Annotated in this window: 18 protein-coding genes; 9 read left to right on the top strand and 9 right to left on the bottom strand. The window is 68.4% G+C overall.

Annotation, left to right across the window (positions count from 1 at the left end; genetic code table 11):
• Positions 1–21 precede the first annotated feature (21 nt).
• The 3 genes from ABD206_RS10015 to ABD206_RS10005 form a co-directional block, all read right to left on the bottom strand.
• Positions 22–768 carry an aminoglycoside phosphotransferase family protein gene (locus ABD206_RS10015; RefSeq protein ID WP_344072083.1) on the bottom strand — a complete coding sequence of 249 codons (747 nt, stop codon included), beginning with the start codon at positions 766–768 and terminating at the stop codon, positions 22–24.
• Between the two features lie 133 nt (positions 769–901).
• The gene (pntB, locus tag ABD206_RS10010; RefSeq protein WP_344072080.1) at positions 902–2,302 is read right to left on the bottom strand and encodes a Re/Si-specific NAD(P)(+) transhydrogenase subunit beta; all 1,401 of its coding nucleotides are present in this window, start codon (positions 2,300–2,302) and stop codon (positions 902–904) included.
• Complete coding sequence (locus ABD206_RS10005; RefSeq protein ID WP_344072077.1) at positions 2,299–3,888, bottom strand: Re/Si-specific NAD(P)(+) transhydrogenase subunit alpha; 1,590 nt, start codon at positions 3,886–3,888, stop codon at positions 2,299–2,301. Before ABD206_RS10005 ends, pntB begins: the two co-directional genes overlap by 4 nt.
• Positions 3,889–4,060: 172 nt before the next feature.
• Between ABD206_RS10005 and pyrE the strand changes: the two genes are divergently transcribed.
• Positions 4,061–4,639 (top strand): orotate phosphoribosyltransferase, encoded by a 579-nt coding sequence (pyrE, locus tag ABD206_RS10000; protein ID WP_344072075.1) that lies wholly within the window; start codon positions 4,061–4,063, stop codon positions 4,637–4,639.
• Between the two features lie 49 nt (positions 4,640–4,688).
• Entirely contained in the window at positions 4,689–5,633 is a 945-nt protein-coding gene (locus ABD206_RS09995) for an SDR family NAD(P)-dependent oxidoreductase (RefSeq protein WP_344072073.1), read from the top strand.
• Between the two features lie 30 nt (positions 5,634–5,663).
• Here ABD206_RS09995 and ABD206_RS09990 read toward each other — a convergent pair whose 3' ends face one another.
• Positions 5,664–6,299, bottom strand: a complete 636-nt coding sequence (locus ABD206_RS09990) for a metal-dependent transcriptional regulator (RefSeq protein ID WP_344072071.1) — start codon at positions 6,297–6,299, stop codon at positions 5,664–5,666.
• Positions 6,300–6,334: 35 nt separating this feature from the next.
• A complete protein-coding gene (locus ABD206_RS09985) occupies positions 6,335–7,606 on the bottom strand; it encodes an Nramp family divalent metal transporter (protein WP_344072069.1) in 1,272 nt (423 codons plus the stop codon).
• 155 nt (positions 7,607–7,761) lie between these two features.
• On the opposite strand from ABD206_RS09985, the gene ABD206_RS09980 reads away from it, so the two are divergent.
• Positions 7,762–8,358 (top strand): TrmH family RNA methyltransferase, encoded by a 597-nt coding sequence (locus ABD206_RS09980; RefSeq protein ID WP_344073528.1) that lies wholly within the window; start codon positions 7,762–7,764, stop codon positions 8,356–8,358.
• 30 nt (positions 8,359–8,388) lie between these two features.
• Here ABD206_RS09980 and ABD206_RS09975 read toward each other — a convergent pair whose 3' ends face one another.
• The 3 genes from ABD206_RS09975 to ABD206_RS09965 are packed head-to-tail and all read right to left on the bottom strand — an operon-like array spanning position 8,389 to position 11,320.
• Complete coding sequence (locus ABD206_RS09975) at positions 8,389–9,099, bottom strand: pyridoxamine 5'-phosphate oxidase family protein (RefSeq protein ID WP_344072067.1); 711 nt, start codon at positions 9,097–9,099, stop codon at positions 8,389–8,391.
• A gap of 44 nt (positions 9,100–9,143) precedes the next feature.
• Positions 9,144–9,962 carry a polyphosphate kinase 2 gene (ppk2, locus tag ABD206_RS09970; protein WP_344072065.1) on the bottom strand — a complete coding sequence of 273 codons (819 nt, stop codon included), beginning with the start codon at positions 9,960–9,962 and terminating at the stop codon, positions 9,144–9,146.
• A gap of 20 nt (positions 9,963–9,982) precedes the next feature.
• Positions 9,983–11,320, bottom strand: a complete 1,338-nt coding sequence (locus tag ABD206_RS09965; RefSeq protein ID WP_344072063.1) for an MATE family efflux transporter — start codon at positions 11,318–11,320, stop codon at positions 9,983–9,985.
• Positions 11,321–11,402: 82 nt separating this feature from the next.
• On the opposite strand from ABD206_RS09965, the gene ABD206_RS09960 reads away from it, so the two are divergent.
• Positions 11,403–12,755 (top strand): ClC family H(+)/Cl(-) exchange transporter, encoded by a 1,353-nt coding sequence (locus tag ABD206_RS09960; RefSeq protein WP_344072061.1) that lies wholly within the window; start codon positions 11,403–11,405, stop codon positions 12,753–12,755.
• A gap of 39 nt (positions 12,756–12,794) precedes the next feature.
• A complete protein-coding gene (locus ABD206_RS09955; protein WP_344072059.1) occupies positions 12,795–14,759 on the top strand; it encodes a M13 family metallopeptidase in 1,965 nt (654 codons plus the stop codon).
• Between the two features lie 329 nt (positions 14,760–15,088).
• Here the strand turns inward: ABD206_RS09955 and ABD206_RS09950 are convergent, their stop codons facing one another.
• Positions 15,089–15,553, bottom strand: a complete 465-nt coding sequence (locus ABD206_RS09950; RefSeq protein ID WP_344072056.1) for a DUF3237 domain-containing protein — start codon at positions 15,551–15,553, stop codon at positions 15,089–15,091.
• Positions 15,554–15,779: 226 nt separating this feature from the next.
• On the opposite strand from ABD206_RS09950, the gene ABD206_RS09945 reads away from it, so the two are divergent.
• From ABD206_RS09945 to ABD206_RS09930, 4 genes are all read left to right on the top strand, one after another.
• A complete protein-coding gene (locus ABD206_RS09945; protein ID WP_344072054.1) occupies positions 15,780–16,769 on the top strand; it encodes an ABC transporter substrate-binding protein in 990 nt (329 codons plus the stop codon).
• Between the two features lie 71 nt (positions 16,770–16,840).
• Positions 16,841–17,680, top strand: coding sequence for an ABC transporter permease (locus tag ABD206_RS09940; RefSeq protein WP_344072051.1), 840 nt, complete (start codon positions 16,841–16,843; stop codon positions 17,678–17,680).
• Positions 17,677–18,501, top strand: a complete 825-nt coding sequence (locus tag ABD206_RS09935) for an ABC transporter permease (protein WP_344072049.1) — start codon at positions 17,677–17,679, stop codon at positions 18,499–18,501. Before ABD206_RS09940 ends, ABD206_RS09935 begins: the two co-directional genes overlap by 4 nt.
• The gene (locus ABD206_RS09930) at positions 18,494–19,294 is read left to right on the top strand and encodes an ABC transporter ATP-binding protein (protein WP_344072047.1); all 801 of its coding nucleotides are present in this window, start codon (positions 18,494–18,496) and stop codon (positions 19,292–19,294) included. Before ABD206_RS09935 ends, ABD206_RS09930 begins: the two co-directional genes overlap by 8 nt.
• Positions 19,295–19,300 lie beyond the last annotated feature (6 nt).

Below are 19,300 nucleotides of genomic sequence, written 5' to 3'. Positions count from 1 at the left end.
CAGCCTACTTTCGCCGCAACGTCAGAGTGCGGCGCGAATGCCGGGGAGGGAGGCGCGGAAGCGGGCGAGGGCGGCGCGGGTGGTGTCGAGGACGCCGGCGCGTTCGAGGGCGAGCATGCCGGGATCGCCGCGGTCGATGCCGGCCTGGATGCGGTCGAGCGACAGCCCGATGCGTTCGCCCACGGCATCCAGCAGTGCCGCGGGATCGAGATCGCCATAGGCAGCGGCGACGAGGTTCACTCGGCGGGCGGCGTCGGAGGGGTCGAACTCGTCGCGCAACGGGACGCCGCTCCAACAGAGGAAGGCCACATCATGGATCGGGTCTCCCGGGCCGGCCTGGTCCCAGTCGATCATCCCCGCAAAGTGGCCGTCACGGATGACCCAGTTGTAGACGCCGGGATCGTTGTGGCAGATGATCTGTCCCGGCTCGGGCGCGGCATCCGTCTGTCGCCACTGCCGGGGACCGGGGTCCCAGTCGCGGACGGCGTCATGGAACCCGCGCAACCAGCCGGCCGCCTCCGCCAGCAGCGTGTCAGGGATATCGCCGACGGGCGTCGCACCGGGGAGGAAGGTCAGCACCTCTTCGGTCTCGGTCGCGCCGACCACGCGCGGAACGCCCGCCGCCCCGGCATCCGCGAGGTGCGTGAGCAGCGCGTGCACCGCCGCACTCCAGGCCCCGACGGGTCGCCGCACCACCGGGCCCTGATGTGGGTCATCCGCGTACCAGACTCCACCCGACCCGCCCGGAAGATGCACCCACCTGCTCACGCCCCGACGCTATCGCGCCACGCTCCACTGCCGAACCCACACGCTCGTTGCGAACCCACACGTTGATGGCGCCATGAACGTATGGGTTCGCCAGCAACGTGTGGGTTCGGCAACCGAGAGAGGTGGGCAGGAACTACAGTTCGCGAAGGATCTGCTCCACCTTCTCCTTGGCGTCGCCGAAGAGCATCTGAGCGTTCTCGCGGAAGAACAGCGGGTTCTGCACGCCGGCGTAGCCCGAGGCCATCGAGCGCTTGAAGACGATGACGTTGTCCGCCTCCCACACCCGGAGCACGGGCATCCCGGCGATCGGGCTGCCCGGGTCTTCGGCGGCGGCAGGGTTGACGGTGTCGTTCGCACCGATCACCAGCACGACCGCCGTCTCGGCGAACTCGTCGTTGATCTCATCCATCTCGAAGACGATGTCGTAGGGGACCTTGGCCTCCGCCAGCAGCACGTTCATGTGCCCGGGCAGGCGCCCGGCGACCGGGTGGATGCCGAACCGGACGTCCACGCCGCGCTCGCGCAGGCGCGCGGTGAGTTCGGCGACCGGATACTGCGCCTGCGCGACGGCCATGCCGTACCCGGGGGTGATCATGACCCGATCGGCCTCAGCGAGCAGCTCCGCAGCCCCCGTGACGTCGATCTCGCGGTGCTCGCCCTCTTCGGCATCCGAGGTCCTCGGCGCCTCGATGCCGAAGCCGCCGGCGATCACCGAGAAGAACGAGCGGTTCATCGCCCGGCACATGATGTACGACAGGTAGGCACCCGAGGAGCCGACGAGCGCGCCAGTGACGATCAGCAGGTCGTTGCTGAGGATGAAACCGGCAGCGGCTGCCGCCCATCCGGAGTAGCTGTTGAGCATCGAGACGACGACGGGCATATCGCCGCCGCCGATGGATGCCACCAGGTGCCACCCGAGCGCGAGCGCCAGCACGGTGACCAGCGCGAGCAGCCAGATGTCGGGAGTGATGACGTACCAGACGGTGAGCGCGACGAAAGCGACCAGCGCCACGAGGTTCAGGATGTTCTTGCCGGGCAGCACGAGCGGTTTCGACGAGATGCGCGCCGAGAGCTTGAGGAAGGCGACGATCGAGCCGGTGAAGGTGACGGCGCCGATGAAGACGCCGATGAACACCTCGGCGTGGTGGATGCCGACCAGTGCCGGATCCAGGTTGCCCTCGGCGAGCGCCCCGTTCCAGCCGACCAACACCGCGGCAAGACCTACGAAGCTGTGGAGCAGTGCGATGAGCTCGGGCATCCCGGTCATCTCGACCACGCGTGCCCGCCACAGGCCGATGCTGGCGCCGATGAGAACCGCGACCACCAGCAGGATGAGCCCGAGCGTCGCCTGCGGCTGTCCCCATAGCTGCTCGACGGTGAGCCAGATGGTCGCGACGATCGCGATCGTCATCCCGACGATGCCGTAGACGACGCCGGTGCGGGCGGTCTCGTGCTTGGAGAGTCCGTGCAGGCTCAGGATGAACAGGAGTCCCGCGACGAGGTATGCGCCGCCGGCGATGGATGCTGCGATCATCGCTTCGCTCCTGCTTTATCGGGAGCCTGTGCCCTTGCGGGAGCGGGCGCCGCCGCTCCCTTCGAGAACATGGCGAGCATCCGTCGCGTCACCGCGAAACCTCCGAAGATGTTGATGGAGGCCAGTAGCACCGCGATCGCGGCGAGGATCTGGACCACGAGCTCACCCGACGCCAGCTGCAGCATCGCGCCCACGACGATGATTCCCGAAATGGCATTCGTCACGCTCATGAGCGGGGTGTGCAGGGCGTGGTGGACCTTCCCGATAACAAAGAAGCCGACGATGATCGCCAGGACCAGCACCGTGACGTGCTGGGGGATCGGAGCCGGCGCAAACGCCGCGATCACGAAGACCACGAGTGCGGCAACGGCCATGGCGATGACCGTCCGCCAGGGCGAGGTCTTCTTCGGCTCCGGCGGCTCGACTGGGGTGGTCGCCGTCGGCGCCTTCGGGGCGGCAGACACCTGCACCGGAGGTGGCGGCCACGTCGATTCGCCGCCTCGCACGATCGTGACGCCGCGCTGCACGACATCCTCGAAGTCGATCGTCAGTTGCCCGTCCTTGGCGGGGGTGAGCAGCGCGAGCAGGTTGTAGACGTTCGTCGAGTAGAGCTGGGAGGCCTGCGCGGGCAGGCGCCCGGCGAGGTCCGTGTACCCGACGATGATGACGCCGTTCTCGGTGACGACGCGCTCGCCCGCGACCGAGCCCTCGACATTGCCGCCCTGCGCCGCCGCCATGTCGACGATCACACTGCCGGGCTTCATGGCTGCCACGTCGGCGGCCGTGATCAGGCGCGGCGCGGCCCGCCCCGGGATGAGGGCGGTCGTGATGATGATGTCGACATCGGCGGCCTGCTCGGAGTAGATCTCCGCAGCTCGGCGGTCGTACGCCTCGCTCGTGGCCTTCGCGTACCCGTCCGAGGACTCCATGGTCTCGGCGACCTCGACCGGAAGGTACTCGCCGCCGACCGACTTGACCTGGTCGGCGACCTCGGGCCGTGGGTCGGTCGCGCGCACGATCGCGCCGAGGCTCGCAGCCGTGCCGATCGCAGCAAGCCCGGCGACGCCGGCGCCGGCGATGAGCACCTTCGCCGGTGGCACCTTGCCTGCGGCGGTGACCTGCCCGGTGAAGAAGCGGCCGAACTCGTTCGCGGCTTCGACGACCGCGCGATAGCCCGAGATGTTGGCCATCGAGCTCAGCACGTCCATGGACTGCGCGCGAGATATGCGCGGAACGGCATCCAGCGAGAGTGCGGTGATCCGGCGGGTCGCGAGCGACTCCCGCACCTCTGGTTTGAGCGCCGGCGCGAGCATCCCGATCACGGTGGCACCATCAGCCAGCAGGGGGACGTCATCGGCCGACGGTGCCGTGACGGTGACCACGATGTCGCAGCTCCACGCCGTCGTGCGGTCGACGATGTGGGCACCGGCGGCCGAGTATGCCGCATCGGGGAACGAGGATGCCGCGCCCGCACCGGATTCGACGCTCACCTCGTAGCCGAGCGCGAGCAGTTTGGCGACCGTGGGCGGAGCGATCGCGACACGCGTCTCGCCATCCGCCTCGGCAATGATCCCGATGCGGGTCATGACACTCTCCTGGAGGGGGCAGGCACCGCCGACTCTAACGGGCGTGGGGGCGGTCAGCGGGGGACCATCGTCCTTGACGGCCCGCTCGATCGTGACACATCGCCGGGCCGGACAGGAGCCGATTGACGGCATCCGGGCGCGAAAGAACCCCGATTCTTCCTAAACTCGAAGCATGACCGCCTCCTCCCTGCCCGAGATCGAAGCCGATCGCCAGTCCCTCATCGCGCTGATCGGAGCCGAGGCGGTGTTCCACGGTGACTTCACGCTGTCCAGCGGCAAGAAGGCCACGTACTACGTCGACATGCGAAAGCTCACGCTCGACCACCGCGCGGCTCCCGCGATCGGCCGCATCATGCTCGACCTCATCCGCGATATCGACGGCATCGTCGCCGTCGGTGGCCTGACCCTCGGCGCCGACCCCATCGCCAACGCGGTCATGCATGCCTCGGTCGATACGGATGCACCCCTGGACGCCTTCGTCGTGCGCAAGGAGCCCAAGGACCACGGCCGGGGACGTCAGATCGAGGGCGCGGATGTCGCGGGCAAGCGCGTCGTCGTGCTGGAGGACACCTCCACCACCGGCCAGTCAGCGCTGAAGGCCGTGGACGCCCTCCGCCGCGAGGGCGCGAAGCCCGTCGCGGTCGCCGTGATCGTCGACCGAAAGACGGGCGCCCAGCAGGCGATCGAGGATGCCGGTCTGCAGTGGCTGGCCGCGATCGACCTCGACGACCTGGGCCTCGCCCCGCAGTAGCCCCGCGCGGCGGCGGGAGCGCTGCCGCAGACGGGCTAATGTCGAGCACGTGGCCAGTGCGCGGTGGAACCCCTCAACGCTGCCTGACCTGCGCGACCAGAGCTTTCTGGTCACCGGTTCGAACGCCGGGCTGGGCTATTTCGCCTCGGAGCAGCTCGCCCGCGCCGGCGCGCACGTCATCCTCTCCGGTCGCAATCCGCGCCGCCTCTCGAGCGCGCGCTCGACGCTGATCAGCCGGGTGCCGGGCGCGGATGTCGAGTCCCTCATGATCGACACCTCCAAGGCCGGCTCGATCCGCTCGGCCGCCGCCACATTGCGCACCCGGGGTCCACTGGACGGGGTGCTCCTGAACGCCGGGATCGTGCACCCGCCGAAGGAACGCAAGACCACGACCGACGGCGACGAGCTCGTCCTCGCCACCAACGCCCTCGGGCACTACGCGCTCGCCGGCGAGCTGCTGGTGACCTTGGCGAAGTCCGCGGGTCGGATGGTGTGGCTCGGCAGCGTCTCCACCGTTATCTCGCCCTACGATCCGGTCGATCCCGAACTCACCGAGAACTACACGCCGTGGCGGGCATATGTGCAGTCCAAGGTCGTCACGACCGCCTTGGGCCTCGAGGCCGACCGGCGTCTGCGTGACCGCGGCGTCCCCGTCGACAGTGTCGTGGTGCACCCCGGCTATGCGATCGGCGGGCGCACTCCGGCACTGCCGGGAGTGAACCAGCCGACACACCTCACGCGCTTCATCGGTAGCCTGCAGACGCCGATCGCCGAGTCCAAGGAGATCGCGGCGCGGGTGTTGGTGCGGGCACTGATCGATTCCGGCATCCCGGGCGGCCAGTTCTGGGGGCCGCGCTACACGCTGCGCGGCGACCCCCGCCGGGTACGGGTGCCACGCATCAACCGCAACATCGAGCGCAACGCCCGCATCTGGGAGGAGTGCGAGAAGCTCACTCGCATGCGCTGGCCGTTCGGTCCGGCATCCACGTACTGAGCGGCACCGTACTCGCCACCGCTGCCGCGCTCAGGCGCTCAACCACACCGCCCGCTGTGCACTGACGGGGAGGGAGACCTGGTCGTGGCGCACCCGCACTCGCCGGTCGGCGAGGACCGTCACCTCGAGCCCGACGGAAACGCCGATCGCGTCGCACGAGCGCAGCACCTCGGGATCCCGGTCGCTGATGCGCAGCACGCGACCGATGTGCCCGGGCTCGGCATCGGCGAGCAGGACGAACGGCTCCCGCGTCACGTTTCCTTCAGCATCCGGAATCGCGTCACCGTGCGGGTCGAATCGCGGGCGGCCGAGGAGAGCATCGATGCCCTCCAACAGTCGGTCGCTGATGGTGTGCTCCAACACCTCGGCCTCTTCGTGCACCTCGTCCCATGAGTAGCCGAACTCGCTCACCAGCCAGGTCTCGATGAGGCGGTGTCGGCGCACGACCGCGGCGGCGCGAAGCCTGCCTGCCTCGGTGAGACCCACGGGCCCGTAAGGACGGTGCGTGACGAGCCCGGCGGCCGCGAGCTTGCGGACCATTTCCGTGACACTCGACGGCGCGAGCCCCAGCTCGGCTGCCAGCTGCGAGGGGGTGATGCGATCGTCCTGCCACTCGGTGTGGTGGTAGATCGTCTTGAGGTAGTCGTCGGCGGCCGGTGAAGGCATGGCGTCACCCTATCGGGACCGGGCGAGGAGGCTGATCAGCTTCCCGTGAAAACGAGCCAGAGCAGCAGCAGATTCAGTCCGATCAGCAGTGCCGCCGAGACGATACCGAGTGTCGTCGTCACGGGGGCGTTGCGGTGCACCCCCAGGACGCTGCGCCGCGCCGTCAGCCATACGAGCGGTACGAGGGCGAACGGAATGCCGAATGACAGCACCACCTGGCTGAGCACCAGGGCGAATGTCGGATCGACCCCCGCCCCGAGGATGAGGAGGGCGGGCACGAGCGTGATCAGGCGGCGCAGCACCAGCGGCACCCGCACCCGCAGGAGCCCGTTCATGATCTCGGCGCCGGCATAGGCGCCGACGGCGGTGGATGCCAGTCCGCTGGCGAGAAGGCCCACGGCGAACAGTGTGGCGATGATCGGACCGAGTCCGTCGCGAAGGGCCGCGTACGCCCCCTCCAGTGAGTCGGTGCCGGGGACGCCCGCGAGGTTCGCCGCCGCCAGCAGCAGGATGCACAGGTTCACCGTGCCGGCGACGATCATCGCGATCGTCACGTCCCAGCGGGTTGCCAGGAGCAGGCGCCTCGTCGACAGGCCCCGCCCGGCCTCGAGGGTGTCGGCCGTTGATCCGGGCGTGAAGCGATCGCGGCTGAGTGCCGAGTGGGCGTAGATCGCATGCGGCATGACGGTGGCGCCCAGGATCGATGCAGCCAGCAACACGGAGTCGGGACCGGCGAACTGCGGCACCAGCCCCGCGGCGATGCCGGCCGGATCGGGTGGCCCGACGAAGACGCCCGCGGTGAAGCCGATGGCGATGAGGACGACGAGCCCGATCACGATGATCTCGAACGGCCGTGCCCCGCATCGGGACTGCACGACGAGCAGACCGAGCGAGACGACACCGGTGATCACCCCGCCCCACAGCAGCGGGATGCCGAACAGGAGGTTCAGGGCGACTGCACCGCCGATCACCTCGGCGATGTCGGTCGCCATGGCGACCAGCTCGGCCTGCAGCCAGTACAGGCGCCGTCCCCACGCATGCCGGATGCGCCCGCCCAGCGCCTCGGGCAGGCTCTGGCCGGTCACGATGCCGAGCTTGGCCGACAGGTACTGGATCAGCCACGCCATGACGTTCGCGACGACGACGACCCACACCAGCAGATAGCCGTAGCGGGCCCCCGCCGTCATGTTGCTGGCGACGTTCCCGGGGTCGAGGTAGGCGACGCCGGCGACCAGGGCGGGGCCGAGCAGCCACACCAGGCGGGGAGTCCCGGGTGCGCGGCGAGGGAGCGCGGTCGTCGTCGGCATGACGGCCAGAGTATCGGATTTTTCGGCCTACCGAAAACAGGTCTTTCTGCACGCGAAGGGTCGCATTCTGCCGCCGCCTCAGGCATCCGTGCGGCGTGTTGTGACCCCTCGCGTACGGTGGACGAGTGAGTGGAGAGCCGGGGCACGAGCCGGAGATGTCGCACGGGGTCGGGCCGTGGCCGGGGGAGCAGCCGCCGGACGACCCTCGGTTCGACCCCGAGCTGCTGGCGGAGGGTGATCGCCGCAACGTGATCGACCACTACCGCTACTGGACGATGGAGGCCATCGTCGCCGACCTCGACGAGCGACGTCACGGCTTCCACGTCGCGATCGAGAACTGGCAGCACGACATGAACATCGGCTCGATCGTGCGTAGCGCCAACGCGTTTCTGGCCGCGGAGGTCCACATCATCGGCAAGCGTCGGTGGAACCGCCGCGGCGCGATGGTCACCGACAGGTACCAGCATGTCCGTCACCACGAGGATGTCGCGGCCTTCGCCGTGTGGGCGGCAGGAGCCGGACTCCCCATCGTCGCGATCGACAACGTCGAGGGCTCGCTGCCGTTGCCGGAGGCCGAGCTTCCCGAGAAATGTGTGCTGCTGTTCGGTCAGGAAGGGCCGGGTCTGTCGACCGAGGCGCTGGCCGCGGCATCCGCGAGCGTCGAGATCACGCAGTACGGCTCGACGCGCTCAATCAACGCGTCGGCGGCCGCCGCTGTCGTGATGTACGAATGGTGCCGCCGCTGGGCCTGATCGCGGTCGCGGGCATCTGCGCCGCGAGGGTCACATCAGCGGCCGCAGGCGCTCCTCGCGATCGGCTGCCAGCCGGTCGAGTCGCTCGGCGACGGTGTGCATGGATGCCGAATCCGCCCCGTCCTCGGTGATTGGTGAGGTCAGCGGTGCGCCCGCGCGCAGCGCCACCGGAAGGACCCCCGCCCACACCGACAGGTCTTCGCCGTCCTCGACGGTGTCCCCGACCCCCGCGAAGCGCACCTTGACGCTCGCGTGCTCCAGCGGCACCGAGAGCACGTGCGTGGCGCTGACCTCCTTCTTGGTCATTTCGCGCACCTCTGCGCGGCGACCCGGCATGAGGTGATCCGAGATCTGCCACAGGGCCTCGCGGCGCTGCTCGGCGGAAACGACGGTCGCGCGCCCCACGACCATGGCGCTGCGGTAGTTCGCCGAGCTGTCGAACGTCGACCGTGAGAAGACGATGCCGTCCAGGTGCGTCACGGTCACCGATACCGGGACGCCCTCAGCCCCGGCATCCAGGAACAGCCCGCCGCCGGTGGAGCCGTGCAGCAGCAGCACCGGACCCTCGCCGAGGTCGCCGACGGCGTAGAGGAAAGGCAGCACCAGAGGGAATCCGTCGCGCACGAAGCCGACGTGCGCCACGTAGCCCTCGTCGAGGACCTCGCGCAGGACCGCGGGATCGTCGTTCTGCCGCTCCCGCAGACGACGGACGGTCAAGGACGGAAGGGCGGACTCGCTCATGCAATGACGATACGGCCCGCGCGGGGTGGGCGCGTGCGCGAGGACTAGAAGGGCGTCGGAATGTAGCGAAGTGGCAGTCGCGGGTCCTTGTATTCCTTCGGCTCCTCGCGGTCGGGCAGCTCGATGTGCTCCCGCGGCAGTTCCTCGTAGGGGATCTGGCTGAGCAGGTGGGAGATCACGTTGAGTCGGCCACGGCGCTTGTCGTCGGTCTTGGCGACGAACCACGGCGCCCACCCGGTGTCGGTCGCGCGGAACATCGCGTCCCGCGCGTGTGAGTACTCGTGCCACTTGCTGTACGAGAGCAGGTCCATGTCGGAGAGCTTCCAGATCTTGCGCGGGTCGTCGATCCGGCTCTCGAGGCGCCGGGTCTGCTCCTCGGCGCTGACTTCGAGCCAGTACTTCAGCAGGATGATCCCCGAGTCGACGATGTACTGCTCGACGAGCGGTACCTGGTCGAGGAATCGATCGGTCTCTTCCGGAGTGCAGAACCCCATGACCCGTTCGACGCCGGCCCGGTTGTACCAGCTGCGATCGAAGATCACGACCTCGCCCGCCGCGGGGAAGTGCTGCATGTAGCGCTGGAAGTACATCTGACTCCTCTCGCGCTCCGTCGGTGCGGGAAGAGCCACCACCCGGAACACCCGGGGGCTGACGCGCTCGGTGATGGCCTTGATCGTGCCGCCCTTACCGGCGGTGTCGCGCCCTTCGAAAACGATCATGACTTTGGCGCCGGTGGCCTTCACCCACTCCTGCAGCGTGACAAGCTCGGCGGCGAGTTTTTCGAGCTCGCGCTCGTACTCTTTGCGCTTCATCTTCGGCGGCGGATTCTGGCCCGCGGTCGCGGCATCGGTGCTCTTGGTCATCGTGGCCTCCTGCTCGGACTCTACGCGGTTGCGCCCGCCGTCAACCAGGCGCCGCCGCGGACTCGCCAGCCCAGGGTCCCGAGCCGCGCGAGCATGTACACGCCGAAGAAGGCGACCGCCAGCCACGCCAGCCCCGCAGCCCCCGCCGGATGCACGATCGCAACGATGATCAGCGCCGGCACGAACGGAACGAGGTTCAGCGCGCCGGCGATCGCGAGGTAGCGGGCGTCGCCGGCGCCGATCAGCACACCGTCCCAGACGAAGACCACCCCGCACACCGGCTGAGCGATGGCCAGCACGATCAGGGCGGGCTGCAGCAGCGCCGCGATCTCGGGTTCGCCCGTGAACAGCAGCCCCAGCACCCCGGATGCCGCACCGATCGCCATCCCGACGACGATGCCGAACCACAGCCCCCACGCGGTCGTTCGTTGCAGCACGCGTCGAACCAGGTGCTCGTCGCCCTCGCCGAGGGCTTTGCCGATCAGCGCCTGGGCGGCGATCGCCAGCGCGTCCAGCGCGAAGGCTGCCGTGGAGAAGAGGGTGAAGGCGACCTGCCATCCCGCCAGTTCCTCGGTGCCCAGCCCCGTCGCCACGGCGACCGTGGCCAGTAGCGCGATGCGCAGCGAGACGGTGCGCAGCAGCATCCAGCCGCCGGTGAGGGCGGAGGAGCGCACGCCGTCGCGACTCGGGCCCACCGGAGCTGCGTGGCGGCGCGCGAGACGCCCGATCACGAGGACATAGGCGATGACCATGCCCCACTGAGCGAGCACGGTGCCCGCCGCGGACCCGGCGATGCCCCAGCCCAGGCCGTAGATCAGCAGGCCGTTCAGGCCGGCATTGGCGGCGAAGCCGGCTACCGCGATCCACAGCGGCGTGACGGTGTCCTGCATCCCGCGCAGGAGCCCCGTGGCGGCGAAGACGATGAGCATCGCCGGCAGCCCCCACATGGAGATCTGCAGGTAGGTGATCGCATCGGCCGCGACCTGCTCGCTCGCCCCGAACACTCCGACCATCCACGGGGTCGCCAGGACCCCGGCCAGGGCGAGGAGCGCGCCGATCCCGAGCGCGAGCCACAGGCCGTCGATCCCGACGGACACCGCCGAGCGCGCGTCACCCGCCCCGAATCGGCGGGCGACGGCCGGCGTGGTCGAGTAGGCGAGGAAGACCATGAGCCCGACGATCGTCTGCAGGATCGCGGAGGCGATCCCGAGTGCCGCCAGCGGCACCGTTCCCAGGTGCCCCACCAAGGCCGAGTCGACGATGAGGAAAAGGGGCTCTGCCACGAGCGCTCCGAGCGCCGGGACCGCCAGGCGCAGGATGTCGCGATTGAGCGACGATCGCGCGGGCGGGGAAGGCATAGGGCGAGCATACGAGCGGTCGCCGACCTCGTGCGGCTCATGCCACGATGGAGCGCGAAGGGACGCGAAGGCTGGGGGTGCGGTGACCGACGAGACGACTCCCGCGCCCTGGCGCTCGCTCGCGCTGCTGATGGCCCTCGCCGCCCTGGCGGGGGTCGGCGTCGGGATCCTCGGTGGGGCCTTCCGTTGGTCCATTGAGCAGGTCAACGCCGCCCGTGTCGCGCTTTTCGGCGTCGCCGCCGAGCACCCCGAGTGGGGGTGGCTGCTGGCGATCGCCTTCACGGCGGCCGGCGCGACGATTGCGGCGTTGCTCGTGAAGTGGGTTCCCGCGGCGGCCGGGAGCGGCATCCAGTACGTCGAAGCGGTTGAGCGGGGTCAGCGTCCGCCGAGCGCGATCTGGGTGATGGTCGCGAAGTTCGTCGGCGGTGTGTTCTCGATCGGGTCGGGTCTGGTCCTGGGGCGCGAAGGTCCCACCGTGCACATCGGTGCGGTCCTGGGCGCAGAGACCGCCCGTCGTGCGAAGCGGCCGCTCGAGGACGTGCGGACGCTGCACTCCGCGCTGTCGGGTGCGGGCCTTGCCGTCGCGTTCAACTCGCCCGTCGGCGGCTCCCTGTTCGTCGTCGAAGAGGTGGCCCGTTCGGTCAAGCCCCGCATCGTGCTGCCGACCCTCGCGGGTGTCGCGGTCGCGACGGCCACCGCCTGGCTGATCGTCGGCAACAAGCCGATCTTCGAGGTGTCGTCGGTGCCGGCACCCGATCTGCTGCTGGTCGGTCTGTTCGCCGTCTTCGGTCTTCTGACCGGTGCCCTCGGTGCGCTCTACAACCGGATGATCCTCGCCTCGCTCACCCTGGCGCGACGCGCCCGTCGGGTGCCCCCGGTCGCCCAGGCCGCGATCATCGGCGGTGTCGTCGGCGCGCTGCTGTACGTCGACCCGCTCGGCGCGGGCGGCGGCGATCCGATCTCCCAGGGGCTGCTGTCGGGGCAGGCGCTCGTCCCGCTGGTGCTTGTCACCACGCTCGTCATCCGCTTTCTCGCCGGCCCGATCTCCTACGCTGCGGGCACGCCCGGCGGGCTGTTCGCGCCCCTCTTGGCGATCGGGGCCCTGTGGGGGGCGCTCTGCGCCTCGATCATGAAGCTGGTGATCCCCGACGTCCCCGGCGCGACCCTGGTCGTGTTCGTCCTGGTCGGGATGTCCTCGATGTTCGCCGCGACGATCCGCGCGCCGTTGACCGGCATCGTCGTCGTGGTCGAGATGACGGCGGTCGCCACGGTGCTCGCTCCCATGCTGGCGGCATCCGTCTGCGCGATCGTGGTGGCCGCGGCCCTTCGCACCCGCCCGATCTACGAGGACCTTCGCGAGCGGATGCTGCACCCGCCGGCCGTCCAGCCGTGGACGTTCGGACTCGATACGTTCTCGCGGGGCGAACGCGGCTAGCCTGCGTTCCCGGCTGTGGGCGTGCCTATCCTGGGAGGCATGACCGACACGCTCGTCTCCGGACTCGCCATCGATGAACTGTCCGCCGACATCCGCCCGCAGGACGACCTCTACCGGCACGTCAACGGCGCCTGGATCGATCGCACCGAGATTCCCGGGGACAAGGCGCGGTGGGGGTCGTTCCACCTGATCGCCGAGCAGGCCGAAAAGGACGTGCACACGATCATCGAGGAGTCCGCGACCGCCGAGCCGGGCACCGAGGCCCGCAAGATCGGGGACCTCTACGCGAGCTTCATGGATGTCGACCGCATCGCCGCACTCGGGGCCGCGCCGCTGGCCGCTGCGCTCGCCGAGGTCGACGCGATCGACTCCGTCCCCGGTTTGCTGGCCACGGTCGGCCGCCTCGAGCGCGAGGGCGGTCACGGCTTCGTCGGCCTCTACATCGAGCCCGATCCGGGAAACCCCGAGCGCTACGTCCCGTTCGTGCTGCAGAGCGGCCTGTCGCTGCCGGATGAGAGCTACTACCGCCTGGACAACTTCGCCGAGACCCGCGAGGTCTTCCGCGCGCACATCGAGCGGATGCTGACCCTCGCCGGCATCGCGGATGCCGCGGCATCCGCGGAGACGATCGTGGCGCTCGAGACCGAGGTCGCCTCGCACCACTGGGACAACGTACGCAGCCGCGACGCGGTCGCCACCTACAACCTGCGCAGCTGGGACGACCTGATCACCCTCGCCGGTGTCGACCTCGGCCCCTGGCGCGATGCGATCGCCGAGGGACACGAGACGGCATTCAGCGAGGTCGTGGTCTACCAGCCGAGCTTCATCGAGGGCCTCGGCACCCTGCTGACCGCAGACCGGCTCGAGGACTGGAAGGCCTGGCTCCGCTTCCAGATCGTGAGGGGGTCCGCTCCGCTGCTCTCTGACGAGTTCGTCAGCGAGAACTTCGCCTTCTACGGCACCCAGCTCACCGGCGTCCCGACGATCCGCGAGCGCTGGAAGCGCGGCGTCAGCATGGTCGAAGGTGCGATGGGAGAGGCCGTCGGCCGCGTCTACGTCGAGCGCCACTTCCCGCCGGCCGCGAAGGTCGCCATGGACGAGTTGGTCGCCAACCTCATCGAGGCGTATCGACAGAGCATCCAGACCCTCGAGTGGATGGGTCCCGAGACCCGTCAGCGGGCTCTCGCCAAGCTCGACGCGTTCACCCCGAAGATCGGCTACCCCGAGACGTGGAAGGACTATTCGGGCCTCGAGATCGACGCGGCCGACCTCGTCGGGAACGCCCGCCGTTCGGCGGCGCTCGAGCACGATCGGCAGCTCGCGAAGGTGGGGAAGCCCATCGACCGGGACGAGTGGTTCATGACGCCCCAGACGGTCAACGCGTACTACAACCCGCTCATGAACGAGATCGTCTTCCCCGCCGCGATCCTGCAGTACCCGTTCTTCGATGTCGATCGCGACCCCGCGGCCAACTACGGCGGCATCGGCGCGGTGATCGGGCACGAGATCGGCCACGGATTCGACGATCAGGGCAGCCGGTACGACGGCACCGGCGCGCTCAAGGACTGGTGGACCGAGGCGGACCGTGCTGCTTTCGAGGAGCGGACCGGGAGTCTCATCGAGCAGTACAACGCCCTGAGCCCCGAGGCTCTCAGCGATGAGCACACCGTCAACGGCGCCCTCACGATCGGCGAGAACATCGGAGACCTCGGCGGGCTCGGCATCGCGCTCAAGGCCTACGAGCTGTCTCTCGAGGGTGAGCCCGCGCCTGTCATCGACGGCTACACCGGCGTACAGCGCCTGCTGCTGAGTTGGGGGCAGATCTGGCAGCAGAAGGGGCGGGATGCCGAGACGATCCGCCTGCTGACGATCGACCCGCACTCGCCCAACGAGTTCCGCTGCAACCAGATCGTGCGCAACATCGACGCGTTCTACGACGCCTTCGGCGTCACCGAGAACGACGCCCTGTGGCTGGACCCCGACAAGCGCGTCACCATCTGGTGAGGGCCACTGGCTGAGTCTGACCATGTTTGGTCCGTGCGCCGTTCGTGCCTGCGGCCAACTCCTCAAGATTGATCCGATTCGAGCGATCGACGACGGAAGTCGACGCACATCGGCACCGATTTGAGGAGTTCGCCACGACCTCCTCATGTGACGCGTTCCCCTGCAACGGGTTATGCGCGCGATGACGGTGGGCTCTGTCATCCCGCGTTGCCAACTCCTCAAGATCGACAGTGGCCGGGCCCGAAGGGTCTGATCTTGCGAACCTGCGGCCCGGATTTGAGGAGTTAGCTACAGCTCGGGAGTGGTATTTCGGGTGGGTCGTGACTGATCTACAGCACGCGGTAGGCGTCGTAGACGACGAGGGATGCCTCGCGAGCCGCTGCGGCGACGATGATGCTGTCCTGCAGGTGACGAAGGCGGGCGGATGCCGTCTCGAGCGTCACCACGACGCGGAAGTGGTACTCGTCCGGCGATCGCGTCTCGCCGGCGAGGATCGCCTCGAGAACCTCCGGCGGGCCCGAGCGCACGCCTTTCGTTCGGATGTGGACGAGCTCACCGTCGGTCGTGCGTGCCGAGTACCGAGTGTCGATGTCGAGCGTCCCGTCCGCATGGGCGATCTGCCAGTCCGCACCACCGGGGAGGACTTCGGCGTCCAGCCCGGCGCTGAGCGCACCGCCGAGGATCGGCACGATCCGGCGGTGGCCGGCGCGCGTCTGGCCATAATCCATGACCGGGCCAACCTCGACGACGGCGCGAAAGATGCGCGCGAGTCCGGTGGTCGGAGGCTCGATCATCACACCATCCAACGATACATCTGTTGAAAATGTCAATGATTGGGACGATCGATCTTCTTTTTCAAGGAATTCGTGACGAGCGTCACAACTTCCTTGACAAAGGTCGGAGTTTCGGCGCACGATTGCTGCGTCGGCACAAGGGAGTGATCGACCGGGCAACGACAGTGAGCCCGCACTCCGGAAGGCCGCACCTCCCCTTCCACCAGCACACGAGAGGTCTCCTTCGATGAAGAAGAGTCTTGCCACGCTCGGCGCCTTGGCCGCAGCGGTCCTCGTCCTGTCCGGTTGTACGGACTCGGGCGCTCCCACAGAACCGACCAGTACCTCCACCGACATGAGCGGCGACGTCACCACGGTGCGCGTCGCGGCTCTCCCGATCGCTGAGACCGGCGCCCTCTGGGCGGCGATGGACGAGGGGATCTTCGCCGAGCACGGCCTCGAGATCGAAGTCGTTCCGGCTCAGGGCGGCGCGCAGGCGATCCCCGCCCTGATCAGCGGCGACATCGAGTTCGCGATCGGCCAGCCCTTCGGCCCGTTCCGCGCCAACATCCAGGACTTGGGCGCGGTCATCATCAGCAACTACGCCAGCAGCCTTCCCGAGAGTGCGGGCGGAGACGTCAACGCGGTGGTGGCACTCGAGGGTTCGGGGATCACCGGTCCCGCCGACCTCGCCGGCAAGCGTGTGTCGGTCAACAGCCTGGGTGCAGCGGGTGATGTCACGATCATGAAGGCCGTTGAGGATGCCGGCGGCGACCCGTCGACGATCGAGTTCGTCGAAGTGGCCTTCCCCGAGGTGCAGGCCCAGCTCGAGGCCGGCAACATCGATGCTGGATGGGTCCCCGACCCGTTCATGTCGCGCATCGCCGGCAACGGCGGCACGATCGTCGTCTACCCGTACCAGGCCACGATCCCCGGCCTGTCGCTGCTGACGAACATCACGACGCAGTCCTTCGTCGACGCCAACCCCGAGCTGGTGGCCGACTACGCCGCGGCCATGGCGGACGCGCTCGTGTTCGCCTCCGCGAACGAGGACGCCGTTCGCGCCGCCATCGTGAAGTACATGGAGATCCCCGAGGAGGCAGCGGCGGGAATCACACTGCCCGACTTCACCGCCGCGCTGAATGTCGCGGATCTCGAAGAGCTCGCGAACCTCGCGGTGGGCTACGGGGTCCTGGACACACTGCCCGACTTCACCACACTCATCCAGCCGCAGTAAGCATCGCCGGTCGGAGGGTGCCCCGGTTGGGGCGCCCCCGGCCGTCGTGCCCAACGACAGGACACCACTCCATGGCCCTCTCCACGGTCACCGCCGTCGCCCCGCCAACGCGTCGACGCTCCTCTGCTCGCACACTGCGCTCCGCCCGCAAGGCCGGTCTCGGCATCCTGGGCGTCGTCGGATTCCTCTTCACCTGGCAGATGATCCCGACCCTCGGCATCGTCAACCCCGAGTACTTGCCGTACGCGACCGAGGTCCTCGGCAACCTCATCGGCGAGATGCGGGACCTGGAGTTCTGGCGCAACGTCGGTCGCACCGTCTCCCTCTGGGCGGTCGGACTATTGATCGCGACCGTCGCCGCGATCATCCTCGGCACGATCGTCGGACTCGCCCCGTTCCTGCGACGGGCGACGCACACGACCGTGGAGTTCCTCCGACCGATCCCGTCCGTCGCGCTCATTCCGCTCGCGATCCTCATCTTCGGCCTCCAGCCCCAGGCGGGAATCGTCATCATCGTGTACGCGACGTTCTGGCAGGTCTTCGTGCAGGTGCTCTACGGCGTCGCCGACATCGACACCGTCGCCCGCGACACTGCCCGAAGCTTCGGGCTGACCCGGGCGTCGCAGTACCGCTATCTCGTCTTCCCGACCGCGCTGCCCTACCTGATGACCGGTCTCCGGCTCGGGGCTGCGGTCGCACTGATCCTGACCGTGACCGCAGAGCTCATCATCGGCATCCCCGGAATCGGGCGGCAGATCACCTATGCACAGTCGATCGGTGACTGGGTCACCGTGTACACCTACGTCGTCGTCGCGGGGCTGCTCGGTCTCATCGTCAACCTGCTCTTCCGGTTCATCGAGCGCCGAGCGCTCAGCTGGCACCAGTCCGTTCGAGGGGACGAGGTCCTGTGACCCTCTATACGACCACCGTCGTCACCGCCCGTCCCAGGTCGGTTCGCTGGCGCGCGTTCGTCGAGAGCGTCGGCTACTCCATCGGCTTCCCGATCGTTCTCCTGATCGTGTGGGCGATCTGGTCGAGTCTGTCGCCGGCGGCGTTCTTCCCCGGCCCTCTCGCCATCGCCCAGGCCTTCATCGACACCTGGATCGGGCCCGCATTCGTCCAAGACGTGCTGCCGAGCCTCTATCGACTCTCGCTCGGGATCATCCTCTCGATCGTGATCGGTATCGCCGCGGGCACGCTCATCGGTCTGGTGCGGTGGCTGCGCGAGTTGCTCGAGCCGACACTGGAGTTCTTTCGCGCCGTTCCGCCGCCGGTCATCATCCCGCCGATCCTCATCGTCTTCGGCATCGGTGACGACGCGCGGATCCTCGTCATCGTCGCCGGCTCCATCTGGCCGATCCTGCTCAACACGATCGAGGGCGTGCGTGCCACCGACTCGGTCATGACGGAGACGGCGCGCTCGTTCGCGCTGACGCCGCTCCAGCGACTGCGCTACCTCGTCCTCCCGGCGGCGAGCCCTCGCATCATGGCGGGCGTGCGGCAGTCACTCTCCGTCGCGCTGCTGCTGATGGTGATCTCGGAGATGTTCAACAACTCCGCGGGCCTCGGCTACCGCATCACCTATTTCCAGAGGAACTACCTGATCGCCGAGATGTGGAGCGGTGTGTTGCTGCTCGGTCTCATGGGCGTTCTGCTGGCTGTCATCTTCGGCTTTGTCGAGCGGCGCGTCCTGCGCTGGTACCACGGAATCAAGGAGGTCGAGCGTGTCTGACACTCTGCTCAGCGTCACCAACCTGAAGAAGGTCTACGAGTCATCAACCGGCAGCGTCGAGGCGATCGGTGACATCAGCTTCGAGATGCGATCGGGCGAGCTGGTCTGCATCGTCGGTCCCTCGGGATGCGGCAAGACGACGTTGCTCAAGTGCATCGCCGGGCTCTTGCGGCCGACGTCTGGGGCGATCGAACTCGACGGTCGATCGGTGACCGGGCCGCCGCCGAACATGGCGCTGGTCTTCCAGGAATACGGCCGTTCGCTCTACCCCTGGCTGACGGTCAAGGGCAACGTCGAACTGCCCCTGCGCCACAAGAGGCTCAGTCGTGAGCAGCGCGCGAAGCTCGTCGATGACGCGCTCCACGCGGTGGGTCTCGATCACGCCGCCAAGAGCTATCCCTGGCAGCTCTCCGGCGGCATGCAGCAGCGCGTCGCGATCGCGCGCGCCGTGGCCTACCAGCCGGAGATCCTGATCATGGACGAGCCGTTCGCCGCCGTCGATGCACAGACCCGCGCCGACCTCGAGGACCTCGTGCGCACGCTGCACCGCGAGCGCGGGATGTCGATCCTCTTCGTCACCCATGACATCGACGAGTCCGTGTACCTCGGCGAGCGGGTCGTCGTGCTCTCCAAGTCCCCGACCTGGGTGCAGGAGGACCTCACGGTCGATCTCGCACCCGAGCGGGACCAGATCACCACCCGCGCCCTGCCGCGCTTCACCGAACTGCGCACGCACGTCTACGAGCAGATTCAGCGCGCCAAGCGCGGGGAGGCCGTGCGGCCCACACCATGATGGTGA

The organism is Microbacterium sediminicola, assembly GCF_039531125.1.
GTDB lineage: Bacteria > Actinomycetota > Actinomycetes > Actinomycetales > Microbacteriaceae > Microbacterium > Microbacterium sediminicola.
This window is presented reverse-complemented; position numbering and strand designations above follow the sequence as displayed.